Raw genomic sequence first — 13,008 nt, forward strand, 5'->3', positions numbered from 1 at the left:
CCGTGAATTCAGGATTTAATTTTTTCCGTAAAATTTGGCATGTGCTCGGGCTCATCATTCCCGTGACTCTTTTTTTTGATCCCTTCCGCGATGCGTTCGGTCTAGTATATGCTACGCGTGCCATTCTTGTCACTTTACTTGCAGTACTCCTTCTTGCACTCTTTGTATTAGAACTGATTCGCCTTAACCATTCCGGTTTTGAAAACTTCTTTTACAAATACTTTGGATTTCTAATGAAAGAATCCGAAAGGCAAAGATTCAACGGAACTGTTCCTTATTTTTTTGCTAATTTTCTCGTTGTATTGTTCTTTCCCGCAGAGATTGCGATACTTGCGATTTTATTTTTAGTAATAGGAGATCCTTTTGCCGCTTACGTAGGGAGTCGGTATGGCAAACATAGATTCTATAATGGGAAATCTCTAGAAGGGATTGTTGGATTTTTAATTCCGGCATTTTTATTTTCTGTTCTCGCATTATTTCTTATTACAAAGTCCCAACCAGGTAGTTTTCTTGCGATCTTCGACCCACAAACAGAGCTTTTATGGACACCAATTTACTTAGTTTTCTTTTCTGTAGTGGCAGCTTGCGTAACTGAGTTTTTTGCCAGCACAACTGCGAAAGGACTGATTGACGACAACCTTCTCATTCCCGTCGTAGGAGCTATTGTCCTTTCTGTGCTTTCTTTATTGTATTTGGATTACACACCCATGGATTTTTTCTTCGATCCGCAGGCACTCTACATTCAAAAGTAACTAACGGTAAAACCTAATCTGGTTATTTCCAGCGTAGTTCGACAGTTCTTTGTTTGGTGATTGGTTCCATCCCCGGAACAATCACCTTATATTCCAAAAGAATGGGTCCCAGTGCCGAAAGCACAAAACTAGACTTATCGATTCCTTTATGACGAAACTCTTCTTTCAGAAGTGCTCCTAAATAATGAAACGATACTACAAGATTGTTTTGAAATAAATTCCCTTCCATTCTTTCGGAAGTACTTCCATATTTCAAATAGGCAACATATTCAGAACGAAATGTTTGTTTATCTAAACCATTGTATGGCTTTGAAAGCACTAAACGAAAACCTGGAGTTTCTCTGGCTGTAAAATAAAGAAAATTTCCAAAATCTTCATAGTTAGGATTTTCTTTTTTAAACAACTTTTGGTCTAAAAATACAATATCTTTTTCAGTTTTGGGTTCCGTACAATCTAAAGGTTCATTAAAATTATCACAGAACTGAAAGATTTGCGCAGGTTTGGATTCACATCCTATCAAAAGAGAAGTTATACTAAACAAGAATAAAACAAATATTGAAATCGTATGATTTAGATTGCGAAAAGAAAAAATACGATGGTTTCTGATGATGACAAATTCCATTCCATGAAAGCAATTTTGACTATTTATGATTCGTTTCGAATTTTTTAAGATGTTAGGATTTGAACTTATTGAATTCATAGGATTCTCTTAATGTATTAAAAAAATAGCTAACCTCTTTTTCCCGAAAGTAATTTTGTGCCGTGTTTGGTACAACTAGTTGGCCTCTGGAAAAATGATACACAGTTTCCCCAAAAACCCCTTGGAACAAATACATCCTATGAAAATCATCCTTAGATTTCGCAATCACTATATTATGCGAAGTAACATATCCAGGAATTAAAAGCACACTTTGATCTTTTTTTTGTAAAAGAGTTTGAAATTCCAAACATTCTCTTTTTTTCTCAACAAGTTCTTCTCTATGGATCCTTTGTTTGAAGGAAAGAACTTTGGTCCATCGTCCCGGATAAGCAAATTCCCTTTCCGTTTCATCAGGAGTCCATTTGGGGAGAAGGACAGACTCATAAAGAATTTTAGAAAAACGTTTTTCGCCCATTGCCTTTAACTCAAAAAGAATGTCCTCTTGTTCGTAGGAGAGGATGAGAAAAAAAGCAGCACCGGGAGGTCTTTCTAAAAACTCTTGTGGCATACCTTAGTTTTCCGTAACCCCTGTGATTGTAAAACCATCTAATAACATATAAGGAACAAAAGAAGACTCACCCAAAAGTTCCCCTTCCTTAGAGATGGCTTCGATTTGGTTTAGGGTATCAAATGCATTTCCTACGATTTGCACTTCTCGCACTGGAATTTTTTCCCCATTCTCAAGAACATAACCACCTTTAATCACTCCAGAGAAATCTCCAGAAGCACCGTCTTTGGTTCCAGAAATTCGGTTCACAAATAAAGTTTTACCGGGTAGTTTAAAAAACTCCTCCTTGGAAGAAGATCCAGGGGCAATCTGCAATTGTTTGGGTCCGCAACCTGGTAGGCTTTGGGCTCCACCAGTAGCACAACCATTGGATTTGATTAGGCCAGCTTTTTTGGCTTCATAAGTATTGTAAAAATAAGTATGCAAAACTCCCTCTGTGAGGATTGGTTTTTTAGAAGTAGGGAGACCTTCTCTATCAAATCCAGTAGATCCCATAAAACGTTCGTTTGTTGGGTCGTCCCAAATCGAAAGTAAGGAAGAGGCTACCTTTTCTTCCAGTTTCCCTGCCATTTTCGATTTTCCTTTTCTAAGGCTTGTTCCATTTAAAGAACCAATAAAAAGTCCCAGAAAAAAAGAATACACGGCTTCTGGCGGAAGTAAAACTTTACCCTGAAATCCAGAGATTGGTTTTGCATAAAGGGCACCCATACACTTATCACCAAAGTTTGTAAAAGCCTTTTTCCAAAGGGTATGGAATTGGTCTTTGTTAAAACCACTGGCAGAATCATAATCAAAACTTCCGACTAAATCCCCATCCACACCCATTCCCATCACCGAAGCAGAAAGTTCCGCTCCTAGCTCATGTGCCATGACACCCTTTGAAGATACAATGAGTTTATAACCTTTGCTAAGCGAAAAATCTCCCGAATCAATATTGACCTTTGAATATAAGTCGTTACGCCAACCAAGCGCTTCCTTTGCAGTCGCCACTAAGTCTTCAATTCCCATCGTATCCAAAGATAGATCATACTGATTGAAATGATTGGGAATGGATTCGGGTTCAGGAAGGCCCAAATCAAAATCAGGAGTGGATTGGCTTTTGGCTAAACTATACGCTTCTTCAATGGACTGGTATAGGCTTGGAATATGGTTGGATATGATAAAACCTTGGTTACCCTCCGCAATTACACGGATTCCAAACATATTTTCTTCTGTCGCCGTACAGTTGTTTAAGTCATTTTTTTCTAAACTGACATCTTCCGAATAACCATAACTGGAATAAATTTCCACTTGGTCGATTCCATTGGATTTTGCCTTTTTTACAAGTCCGGAAAGTAGTTCCTTTTGGCCGTCTAACCGTTTTTCAATCGATAAACGATCCATTATTTACCACCTAATAATACTTTGGTTCTCACGTAAGGCCCACCGGCATCTACTTTCGCAGGTTGTCCTTTGCCACAGTGCCCAGAACCCAAATCCCATTTGAATTCTTTTGAAACCATATCTACATTTTGTAATACATCAAAAGCCAGTCCAGAAACAGTGACTCCCTTTAAAAGATCTGTGATCTTTCCATTTTGGATGCGGTAAGCTTTTTGAACGGCAAACATAAATTCACCAGTAGCATCTGCCTGTCCGTTTTTAGCTCCATCCAAATAGTATCCATCCTTTGTGTTTGCGATCATTTCTTCTAAACTAGAATCGCCAGGAACAAGAAAGGTATTTCGCATGCGGATGAGGGGTACATCTCCATATTCCCAAGCCCTTGCCGAGCCAGTGGGTGCCACACCAAACCGTTCTGCTGTTTCTCTATTGTGTAAATAGGAAGTTAAAATTCCGTTTTTTATGATCACGGTGTTTGTAGGAAGGAGGCCCTCATCATCCACAGGTATGGATCCACCAGCACCTTCATAGTATTCAGAAAATCCGGAGTCACATAACGTGACGAGGTCAGATCCAACTCGTTGTCCAATTTTACCTTGGGCAACGGAACCAGAGAGAACAAAATCGGCCTCCACAGTGTGACCGATGGCTTCATGCACAAGTAGGCCTACAATCGAAGGAGAAAGGATGACAGTGGAAAGTCCACCATCAGGCAATACGCTGGAGAGTAAATCCACTGCGGTTTTACAAGCTTCTTCGGAAATCTCTGTGGCTGACTGTGAGCGAAACAAACAGTCCCAACCCCCAGTCACACCAATAGAATGCGATCCCGATTCCATCTTTCCATCTTCTTTGGCAACAGCTGAGACTCGAAATTCAGGTCGTACCATACTAAAAAAACTATCTGCACCATCGGTTGTCACAATGGCTTTTTCTTCATAAATTTCAGAATACCCACAACCAACGGATTGGAGTTTTGCCGATTGTTTGGCCGCTGCATTTTGGATGTCGAGGACCAGTTTCAATTTTTCTTCTACAGTTCGAGTGCGAAAGTCTTCAATTCCTTTCCCAATAAAATCTCCGATGGCAAAGTTTGCTTTGGGGAGGTTAGGGATTTTGTCTTTTCTGAGAGCAGAGGATAGGCGAGCAGCTTTTTTGGCTACTTGGATGGCATTCTGAATGGATGATTTTGTAATTTCGCTGGTCGAAGCAAAACCCCAGGTTCCTGCTTCTAATACACGAACTCCAATCCCCGTCCGTTTCCGAAGGGCAGTGGACTCAACTCGTCCTCTTTCCGCATGAAAGGAACGACTTTCTTTATGATGGTATCGTAATTCTACAAATCCAGACTCTTCCGCCAAACATTCTTTTAATAAGTTGCGCATTAGCCCTTACCTTCTATTCTAATTATTGTTATACTATTTGATTTGAGAATCAAAAAAATCGAGTAAAATGCGAGGAAGCCATCTTCCCTCAGGATTGTCAGGAGATGGGTCACTGATAAATCCAACATGTCCCCCTTTTTCCGTAAGCACTGTCTGCAACAAAGGGAAAGACTTCCAACGAATTTCATGCCAAACTTCCGAAGGAACCACAGGATCATCGTCTGCATGAACGAGTAGGCCCGGGATTTTAATCCCACCTAAATATTTCACCCCAGAACAAATGTTGTAATATTCTAAAACATTCGCATAACCAGCAATTGGTGCCGTAAAAAAATCATCAAAATCAAAAAAGGACTTACTACGAAGAACTCTTTCTTTGATTTTATCAGGGATATCGTAAACACCTGAAGTTACTTTTTCTTTCATGGTATCTAAAAAATGATCCCGATAAAAATTCCCAGCACGGGAATCAATAAAGTCACAACTTCGTTTTAAATCCAAAGGGGGAGAAGTAGCAGAAAATGCTTTTGCATAATGTTGTCTTTTTTCCCCAAAAAACTTCACTACCATATTGGCAGATAAGGAAAACCCAGAAACAAAAATGGATTTGGTAAAATGTTTATATATATATTCTAATACAGCTTCTATATCTTCGGACTGGCCCGCATTATATGGTTTTTTGGCAAGTCCAAGTCCTCGTCCACAGTTACGTAAATTCATCCGTATGACACCATAACCACGGTTTAATGCTTCTTTGCCAGCACTCACCATATAATGAGATTCAGAACTTCCTTCCATTCCGTGAATGAGAAGTAAGTAATATCCATTCCATTTGGATGCTTTTTTACGGACTTGTGATAAAGGGGGATTGTGTTCTAACCAAAGAATGTCCCCAGACCGGTCATTGGTAGGAATGAGGATACTCTCTGAATAATACTCATCCTCCAGCGAATTATCTGGAGGAAAAAGTACATTGTAGACAGTTTGTAAATGCCTACCTTCTAAAAATCTTCTTGGTTTAAACTCTCTGTTAGACGACGTCAATTGTGTTTACGATTTTATCCACAATTCCGTAAGCAAGAGCTTGTTCGGCATCCATGTAATAATCGCGATCGGTGTCTTCCACCAATTGTTCGTAGGATTTGCCACAAGCATCCGCTAACATTTGATTGAGTTTTTCTTTAGTTTTAACTATGTCCTGCGCATGGATAAGTAAATCCGTTGCCGGAGCCTGGATTTGTCCTCCAATGGAAGGTTGGTGGATCATCACTCGACCATTAGGCCAAATGTAACGATTTCCTTTTTTCCCACCAATGAGTAGAATCGAGCCCATAGAAGCCGCCATTCCCATACACACAGTATGCACTGGAGAGGAAATCATTTGCATGGTATCATAGACAACAAGTCCTGAGGTGACAACACCACCGGGGCTATTGATATAAAACGTAATTGGTTTTCCAGGATCTGCCATTTCCAAATACATCAATTTGGCAGTCAGTTCCTTAGAGGATTCGTCAGTGACTGGTCCCCAGAGAAAGATTTTCCTTTTTTCGAGGAACTTCTTTCCCATGTTTTTGTCACTGATGAGATCTTGAATGGTTTCTGAGATTTCTTTATCTGGTGTTTCTTCTTCTGGCATATTAATTCAGTCTTTCCTGTTTAGACGTATGAGGCAAGCGTTTCAGCTTGAAGTAAACGCCTAGAATCAGGAAAACACTGAAAGAAATAAAAAAGAAACGTAACAAAAAGAGGGGTGGTTCTTTCCATTCTCCACCAAGCCCTGCGGTGCGAATGGGGGAAGGTAAAGCCTTTGATTTTTGTGTAGATAACGATGGCATTTCTTCGAATTTCAATACATGAGCAGTTTCAGAAAGTAAATAGTACTTCCTAGCTTCCTGTTCTAAGGCATAAGCATCATTTTTTAGTCGGCGTTCTTTTTCTTCCAACCCTTGGTTTTCCACCACAAGCCTCTCCACTTCGGCATTGAGACTTTGTAATTCCTTCTCAAGGCGCATACGTTCGGCGATCCCAGACTCGGACAAAAGACCGAGGTAGAGACCAGCACAAATATAAGTTACGAGTAGGGAGGCTTTCGTTGGTGTCATATTACCTTAAGTTATAAAAAGTGTTTACTCCGCTAAAGCTTGCATTTTTACCAAGTTCTTCTTCGATCCGAAGGAGTTCGTTGTATTTTGCGATCCTGTCTGTTCGGCTGAGAGATCCTGTTTTGATCTGGCCACAGTTCGTAGCCACGGCAATATGAGAAATGGTGGCATCTTCTGTTTCTCCCGATCTATGGGATACAACAGCCGTATACTGGGCTTTTTTGGCCATTTCGATGGCACTGAGAGTTTCTGTCAGAGTCCCGATTTGGTTCACTTTGATGAGAATGGAGTTACCAATCCCTTTACTTATCCCTTGAGAGAGTTTTTTGATGTTGGTTACGAACAAATCATCCCCCACAAGTTGGATCTTTTTTCCCAGTTTTTCGGAAAGTTTTTTCCAGCCAGTCCAATCGTTTTCATCCAGGCCGTCTTCCATAGTAATGATCGGATACTTGGACACTAAATTTGAGTAGTATTCTACTAGTTCTTCGGCAGTCTTCTCTGGTTTTTTCTCTGCTTTTAGAACATATTTCTTTTTCTTCTCATCATAGAACTCAGATGCTGCACAATCCAATCCAATTTTGATGTCGAGGTCTGGTTTATAACCTGCCTTTTCAATCGCAGTGAGGATCACTTCAATGGCTTCACTGTTGCTAGTTAGGTTAGGAGCAAATCCACCTTCGTCACCCACAGCAGTATTTAGTCCTTTTCCTTTCAAAACTGTCTTTAGGCTATGGAAAACTTCAGCACCCATACGAAGAGCTTCACGAAAGTTAGGAGCAGAAACAGGAAGGATCATAAATTCTTGAAAGTCAATATTGTTATCTGCGTGAGCACCGCCATTGATGATATTCATCATGGGAACCGGAAGTTCACGAGCAAAGGTTCCACCAATATAACGATAGAGGGGAAGTCCCGCATGAACTGCTGCAGCTTTCGCTACTGCCATTGAAACTCCCAAAAGGGCATTGGCACCTAACTTCGATTTATTGGCAGTTCCATCGAGTGAGATCATAGTTCCATCAATTAAAAGCTGGTTAGTTGCCGAAAGGCCTAAGATGGATTTAGAAATTTTAGAATTTACATTTTCTACGGCTTTTAGTACACCTTTTCCGGAGTATCTTTTTTTATCACCGTCACGAAGTTCTACTGCTTCGTGTTCGCCTGTAGACGCACCGGAGGGAACCGCCGCTCGACCAAAGGAACCGTCTTCCAAAGTGACATCCACTTCAACGGTTGGATTTCCTCTGGAATCCATGATTTCACGGGCTTGGACGGTACGAATGCTATCTTTTTGGGACATCGGGAATTGTTTCTCCTAAGGGATAATTTCCTCCCAGTCTTAGGAAATTTAAGCCTCTGACAATAAACTTTTTCGACAAAGAGCCGAGTTCCAGGAAAATGACTTAAAAAGAAGAGGGAACCGTGAACGAACGCCAAAAATTCACCCGCAATTTTTCCATTATCGCCCATGTCGACCATGGAAAATCCACTCTGGCGGATCGTTTGCTTGAGATTGGTCTTGTCACGGACCAAAGGACAAAAAAAGACCAAATTCTCGATTCCATGGACATCGAAAGAGAACGTGGGATCACAATCAAAGCCAATAATGCTTCTTTTGATTATCATGCCAAAGATGGGAATGTGTATCACCTGAATTTAATTGATACTCCTGGCCACGTGGATTTTACGTATGAAGTGTCCCGCTCCCTTGCAGCCTGCGAAGGGGTTTTACTCATTGTGGATGCAAGTCAAGGTGTAGAAGCACAAACTCTAGCAAATTTATACTTAGCGATGGATCTCAACCTTCGCATAATCCCCGTTATTAATAAAATAGATCTTCCTTCTGCGGACGTAGACAAATGTAAATTGATGATTGAAGAGTCTTTGGGACTCAATCCCGAAGAAGCCATTCCCATTTCTGCAAAAACAGGTCTGAACGTTCAGGAAGTACTGGAAGCAATTTGTTATTTACTACCTCCACCAGTGGGCGATGTAGAGGCTCCTCTTAAGGCTCTCATTTATGATTCCTTCTTTGATACCTATATGGGTGTAGTTGCCAAAGTTCGATTGTATGACGGCAAACTTCGCAAAGGGGAAATGATCCATATGATGAACATTGGCCGTCAGTTTACAGTCACTGAAGTCGGAATCAACCGTCTCTCCATGGTATCTTGCGAAGAACTCCAAGCTGGGGATGTAGGTTATGTAGTAGCGGGTATGAAAAAGATGGGGGATGCCAAAACGGGAGATACCATCACTCATGCGAATCGTCAAACCGCAGAAGATGTCAAAGGATTTAAAGATGCAAAACCTATGGTTTTTGCTGGTCTTTTCCCGATTAACGGGGAAGACTTTGATGCTCTCGTTGATGCAATCGAAAAACTAAAGTTAAACGACTCAGCTCTCACTTTCGAAAGAGAAAATTCAGCTGCCCTTGGTTTTGGTTTCCGTGTAGGATATTTGGGCCTTTTGCATATGGAAATTGTCCAGGAAAGATTAGAGAGGGAATTTAACTTAGCTCTCATTACGACAGCTCCTTCGGTGAAATTTCGAATCACCACAACGAAAGATGAGGTCATTGAAGTCGATAACCCGAGTAAATGGCCTGAACCAATTCTTATTGGAAAGTCAGAAGAACCCTTTGTGAAAGCAACCATCATTGCACCAGAGTCTTATGTTGGGAATATCATGTCCCTTGTGATTGATAAACGCGGAATCCATATGGATACAGTTTATCTTTCCAAAGACAAACTCCAACTCACGTATGAACTTCCCCTGGCAGAACTTATTTTTGAATTCTATGACAAACTCAAATCCTATACAAAAGGATATGCTTCTTTGGATTACGAAGAAATAGGATACCGGGACTCGAAACTCGTTCGTATGGATATTCTTGTGAATGGGGAACCAGTCGATGCTCTTTCCTCCATTGTCCATAAATCGAAAGCCGAAGACAGGGGACGTGTGATCATAGAAAAATTAAAAGACCTAATTCCTCGTCACCAGTTTATGATTCCTTTGCAAGCAGCGATTGGAGCAAAAGTGGTAGCACGGGAAAGTATATCTGCCCTTCGTAAAAACGTGACAGCAAAATGTTACGGTGGCGATATTTCTCGTAAAAAGAAACTTCTCGAAAAACAGAAAGAAGGTAAAAAACGAATGAAACAAATTGGAAACGTGGAGATTCCTCAGGAAGCCTTCCTTTCCATTTTGAAAACCGGGGACTAAAGTCGAACTTTCGTTAGATTTCCCCCTCCATATTTCAGAAGTGCCTCTTGCGGCACTTTCCACCTTCGAAGGTTTAAAATTCCCATCTTCGAAGGAATTGTCTTTTGGATCCGGACTCGGTTCCATTCCCCATCTCTATTTCTTTCGTGATGACAAACTTCCTTTGGGATTTGGAACTAAGTGGCGAAAGCTGCAGGGCATTCTAGAAATTCTGAAAACGGTCAATACTTCCAAAGTTCTACTTTGGGGTTCGATTCATGGAAATTATTTGGCCAGTTTCACTTTTATCCTTCGGTGTCATGGAATCAAAGTAGACACAATCGCTTATACAAGAGACCCAAATTTAAGAACCTACAATGAAAGACTCGTTAGAAGTCATTCGCAATCTATCGATTGTTATGCGAATAGAAAAATCGCTTATCAAGTTTGGCTCGAAAGACAAAACAACTATCCAGGACTTGTACTTCCTGAATTTGGAATCCATCCAGGCCAGATCCTTGGACTCCAATCCTTTTGGAAAAAATCCGAAGATGCGATCCAATCTCTAAACTATAAAAAGGCAATCCTAGTTTTAGAGATTGGTTCCGGTGCAAGTTTTCTTTCTGCCTTTGATTATTTCGATGGAAGTTCTATTTTGGTTCTGGGTGTGATGGTGGGAGAATCGAAACAAAAGTGGCTAGAAAAAGTGAAAGATTTACAAATCCAGTTGGGGCTTAAAAACATTCCCATTCCCAAGGAACAGATTTTGGAACTTCCAACAGAAAATGCTTTCCCCATTCCAAACAAAAAACCAGCTAAATTTGGAAAGAAAAACCAAGAGCGGAAAGATTGGATTGGCTGGTTTTTCCGCAACACGGATATCCTACTGGAACCGGTCTATAGTGGTATCACAGTGAATTCTATGCTACGAGAAATATACGAATTGCCATTAGGATATTTAGATAGAAAAAACGGGCAGGGAATCAATCTTCCTGTAGAGGGGAAAGAAGATTTAGGAAAGAAATTTCCGACAGGAGAAAATCCAGAATTTAATCTTAATGATAACCAATTTCTAAAACGATCCCCCTCGGGCGAAATGATTCCGATTTTCTACCTCCACCAAGGGGGCCAAATCCAACATTTAGATTTGGTATTCAATCGGAATTAAAATGGATCGACCGCTCATTTCCATCATTCTACCCACATTCAACCGCCGTTTGGTGGTAGAACGTGCTATCGAATCGGTTATAAACCAAACCTATCCGCACTGGGAACTCCATATCATCGATGATGGATCCAGAGACGGAACTTGGATGCATCTATTGTCAAAATTGCCTGGTTGGAAAGGGAAACTTACCTCTTTTGGAAGAAACCAAAAATCCATCCAAGTCCACCAAACAGAACATAGGGGAGTGAGTGAGGCAAGAAACTTTGGAATCAAAAAAGCAGAAGGGGAATGGATCGCATTTTTAGATTCGGATGACACTTGGTCTCCAGAAAAACTAAACAAACAAATGGAATTCCATAAGAATTATCCTGAGTTTCTTTTCTCCCAAACCAAAGAAGTTTGGAATAAAAAAGGAAATCTATTAGAACCCAAAGGAAAGTATCAAAAAATCTCAGGGAATTTTTTAAAAGAATCATTGGATCTTTGTATGGTAACCTGTTCTAGTTTTTTTTCTAATAAACAGGCTTTGGATCAAATGGGACAGTTTCGCACAGAACTTCCGGTATGCGAAGATTATGATTTATGGAATCGAATTCTACTCACAGGCCACTCGATAGGACTCCTTTCTGAAAATTTAATGGTTCGCTATGGTGGACACGACGACCAACTTTCAAACCAGTATCAGGCGTTAGAAAGATTTCGTTTGTATTCACTTTTACTAACTAGGGAAGAATTCGTTCAGAAGGGAAAATGGGAAGAGTTACCTGCTGAATCCAAAACTCTGGTTCAAAAAGCGATTTTATCTCGGGGAGAAACCATTATACTGGGGAGAACCAAAAGAGGAAAAGAAACGAAATGGATCGAGAACCTAATGGAAGATTTCCAATCAGAAAAGACCATAGCAAAAACAGACCTACTTTTTTTGTTAGATGATTTATCTTTTTAAAAAAAACCTTCGAGAATCACATAAAAAATAACAAAACCCGGTAATTTCCAACCGGGTTCCCGAAAACACCACAAAACATTTGTTCAGTGACATTCATTACATTAGAGAAAGAATTAACTAGAAATATACTCTCTGTTCAAACGAGTAATGAAGTTTACCGAAATTTCTTTCGGACATGCGGCTTCACATTCGTATTGGTTTGTACAATTTCCGAATCCTTCTTTATCCATAGCTTTTACCATCTTACGTACTCGCTCTTTTTTCTCGACAACCCCTTGCGGAAGGAGTGCCAAGTGAGAAACTTTTGCGGATACAAATAACATCGCAGAAGCATTTTTACATGCTGCTACGCAAGCACCGCATCCGATACAAGTAGCCGCATCCATTGCAAGGTCAGCATCCACTTTGGGAATGGGCAGTGCGTTTCCGTCTGGTGCTCCACCAGTGTTGATGGATACGTATCCACCCGCTTGGATAATACGATCAAAAGCCGAACGGTCAACAATTAGGTCTTTTGCGACAGGGAAAGCTTTCGCTCTCCATGGTTCGATATAAACAGTGTCACCGTCTTTGAACTTACGCATATGCAATTGGCAAGTGGTTGTTCCTTTTTCTGGACCATGAGGAACCCCGTTGATTACCATAGAACAAGCCCCACAAATCCCCTCGCGACAGTCATGGTCAAAAGCGATCGGGTCATCGCCTTTTTTGATTAAGTCGTCGTTGACAACATCCAACATCTCAAGGAAAGACATGTGTTCGCTGATGTTGTTTGCTTCATAACTAACCATACGACCTTTATCGTTTTTATCTTTTTGTCGCCAAACTTTAAGGTGTAACTTCATAGAATC

13 protein-coding genes are annotated in these 13,008 nt (G+C 40.6%); 4 read left to right on the forward strand and 9 right to left on the reverse strand.

Annotated elements, in window-relative coordinates; genetic code table 11:
* Nucleotides 1–2 precede the first annotated feature (2 nt).
* Nucleotides 3–752 carry a diacylglycerol/polyprenol kinase family protein gene (locus LEP1GSC203_RS10690; RefSeq protein WP_002973761.1) on the forward strand — a complete coding sequence of 250 codons (750 nt, stop codon included), beginning with the start codon at nucleotides 3–5 and terminating at the stop codon, nucleotides 750–752.
* A 22-nt stretch (nucleotides 753–774) separates the two neighbouring features.
* On the opposite strand, the gene LEP1GSC203_RS10695 is transcribed toward LEP1GSC203_RS10690, so the two are convergent.
* The 8 genes from LEP1GSC203_RS10695 to eno are packed head-to-tail and all read right to left on the reverse strand — an operon-like array spanning nucleotide 775 to nucleotide 8,136.
* A complete protein-coding gene (locus LEP1GSC203_RS10695; protein ID WP_002973610.1) occupies nucleotides 775–1,452 on the reverse strand; it encodes a hypothetical protein in 678 nt (225 codons plus the stop codon).
* Nucleotides 1,427–1,960, reverse strand: coding sequence for a DUF4416 family protein (locus tag LEP1GSC203_RS10700; protein ID WP_002973676.1), 534 nt, complete (start codon nucleotides 1,958–1,960; stop codon nucleotides 1,427–1,429). The genes LEP1GSC203_RS10695 and LEP1GSC203_RS10700 overlap by 26 nt, the downstream gene beginning before the upstream one ends.
* Before the next feature lie 3 nt (nucleotides 1,961–1,963).
* Nucleotides 1,964–3,343, reverse strand: a complete 1,380-nt coding sequence (locus LEP1GSC203_RS10705; protein WP_002974361.1) for a TldD/PmbA family protein — start codon at nucleotides 3,341–3,343, stop codon at nucleotides 1,964–1,966.
* On the reverse strand, nucleotides 3,343–4,728 hold the full coding sequence (locus tag LEP1GSC203_RS10710) for a TldD/PmbA family protein (RefSeq protein ID WP_002974467.1): 1,386 nt from the start codon (nucleotides 4,726–4,728) through the stop codon (nucleotides 3,343–3,345). Before LEP1GSC203_RS10710 ends, LEP1GSC203_RS10705 begins: the two co-directional genes overlap by 1 nt.
* A gap of 33 nt (nucleotides 4,729–4,761) precedes the next feature.
* On the reverse strand, nucleotides 4,762–5,772 hold the full coding sequence (locus tag LEP1GSC203_RS10715) for a YheT family hydrolase (protein WP_002973812.1): 1,011 nt from the start codon (nucleotides 5,770–5,772) through the stop codon (nucleotides 4,762–4,764).
* Entirely contained in the window at nucleotides 5,759–6,367 is a 609-nt protein-coding gene (locus LEP1GSC203_RS10720) for a ClpP family protease (RefSeq protein ID WP_002974223.1), read from the reverse strand. The genes LEP1GSC203_RS10715 and LEP1GSC203_RS10720 overlap by 14 nt, the downstream gene beginning before the upstream one ends.
* Before the next feature lies 1 nt (nucleotide 6,368).
* The gene (locus tag LEP1GSC203_RS10725; RefSeq protein ID WP_002973615.1) at nucleotides 6,369–6,833 is read right to left on the reverse strand and encodes an FtsB family cell division protein; all 465 of its coding nucleotides are present in this window, start codon (nucleotides 6,831–6,833) and stop codon (nucleotides 6,369–6,371) included.
* Between the two features lies 1 nt (nucleotide 6,834).
* The gene (gene eno / locus LEP1GSC203_RS10730; protein ID WP_002973840.1) at nucleotides 6,835–8,136 is read right to left on the reverse strand and encodes a phosphopyruvate hydratase; all 1,302 of its coding nucleotides are present in this window, start codon (nucleotides 8,134–8,136) and stop codon (nucleotides 6,835–6,837) included.
* Nucleotides 8,137–8,258: 122 nt separating this feature from the next.
* Here eno and lepA point away from each other — a divergent pair, with 122 nt between their 5' ends.
* The 3 genes from lepA (at nucleotide 8,259) to LEP1GSC203_RS10745 (ending at nucleotide 12,157) form a co-directional block, all read left to right on the forward strand.
* Nucleotides 8,259–10,064: a translation elongation factor 4 gene (gene lepA / locus LEP1GSC203_RS10735; protein WP_002974348.1), complete on the forward strand. Its 1,806-nt coding sequence runs from the start codon at nucleotides 8,259–8,261 to the stop codon at nucleotides 10,062–10,064.
* 97 nt (nucleotides 10,065–10,161) lie between these two features.
* Entirely contained in the window at nucleotides 10,162–11,211 is a 1,050-nt protein-coding gene (locus LEP1GSC203_RS10740; RefSeq protein WP_156808586.1) for a hypothetical protein, read from the forward strand.
* 1 nt (nucleotide 11,212) lies between these two features.
* Nucleotides 11,213–12,157, forward strand: coding sequence for a glycosyltransferase family 2 protein (locus LEP1GSC203_RS10745; protein WP_002974543.1), 945 nt, complete (start codon nucleotides 11,213–11,215; stop codon nucleotides 12,155–12,157).
* Between the two features lie 113 nt (nucleotides 12,158–12,270).
* Here LEP1GSC203_RS10745 and LEP1GSC203_RS10750 read toward each other — a convergent pair whose 3' ends face one another.
* Nucleotides 12,271–13,002, reverse strand: coding sequence for a succinate dehydrogenase/fumarate reductase iron-sulfur subunit (locus LEP1GSC203_RS10750; protein ID WP_039937910.1), 732 nt, complete (start codon nucleotides 13,000–13,002; stop codon nucleotides 12,271–12,273).
* Nucleotides 13,003–13,008 lie beyond the last annotated feature (6 nt).

The sequence above is a fragment of the Leptospira terpstrae serovar Hualin str. LT 11-33 = ATCC 700639 genome, from assembly GCF_000332495.1.
In the GTDB taxonomy this organism is placed as follows: domain Bacteria; phylum Spirochaetota; class Leptospiria; order Leptospirales; family Leptospiraceae; genus Leptospira_A; species Leptospira_A terpstrae.

Excerpts from the sequence above, each read along its gene's own strand:
- LEP1GSC203_RS10695 (WP_002973610.1), bottom strand. The coding sequence starts at position 1,452 with ATGAATTCAATAAGTTCAAATCCTAACATCTTAAAAAATTCGAAACGA.
- LEP1GSC203_RS10700 (WP_002973676.1), bottom strand. The coding sequence starts at position 1,960 with ATGCCACAAGAGTTTTTAGAAAGACCTCCCGGTGCTGCTTTTTTTCTC.
- LEP1GSC203_RS10705 (WP_002974361.1), bottom strand. The coding sequence starts at position 3,343 with ATGGATCGTTTATCGATTGAAAAACGGTTAGACGGCCAAAAGGAACTA.
- LEP1GSC203_RS10710 (WP_002974467.1), bottom strand. The coding sequence starts at position 4,728 with ATGCGCAACTTATTAAAAGAATGTTTGGCGGAAGAGTCTGGATTTGTA.
- LEP1GSC203_RS10720 (WP_002974223.1), bottom strand. The coding sequence starts at position 6,367 with ATGCCAGAAGAAGAAACACCAGATAAAGAAATCTCAGAAACCATTCAA.
- LEP1GSC203_RS10725 (WP_002973615.1), bottom strand. The coding sequence starts at position 6,833 with ATGACACCAACGAAAGCCTCCCTACTCGTAACTTATATTTGTGCTGGT.
- eno (WP_002973840.1), bottom strand. The coding sequence starts at position 8,136 with ATGTCCCAAAAAGATAGCATTCGTACCGTCCAAGCCCGTGAAATCATG.
- LEP1GSC203_RS10745 (WP_002974543.1), top strand. The coding sequence starts at position 11,213 with ATGGATCGACCGCTCATTTCCATCATTCTACCCACATTCAACCGCCGT.
- LEP1GSC203_RS10750 (WP_039937910.1), bottom strand. The coding sequence starts at position 13,002 with ATGAAGTTACACCTTAAAGTTTGGCGACAAAAAGATAAAAACGATAAA.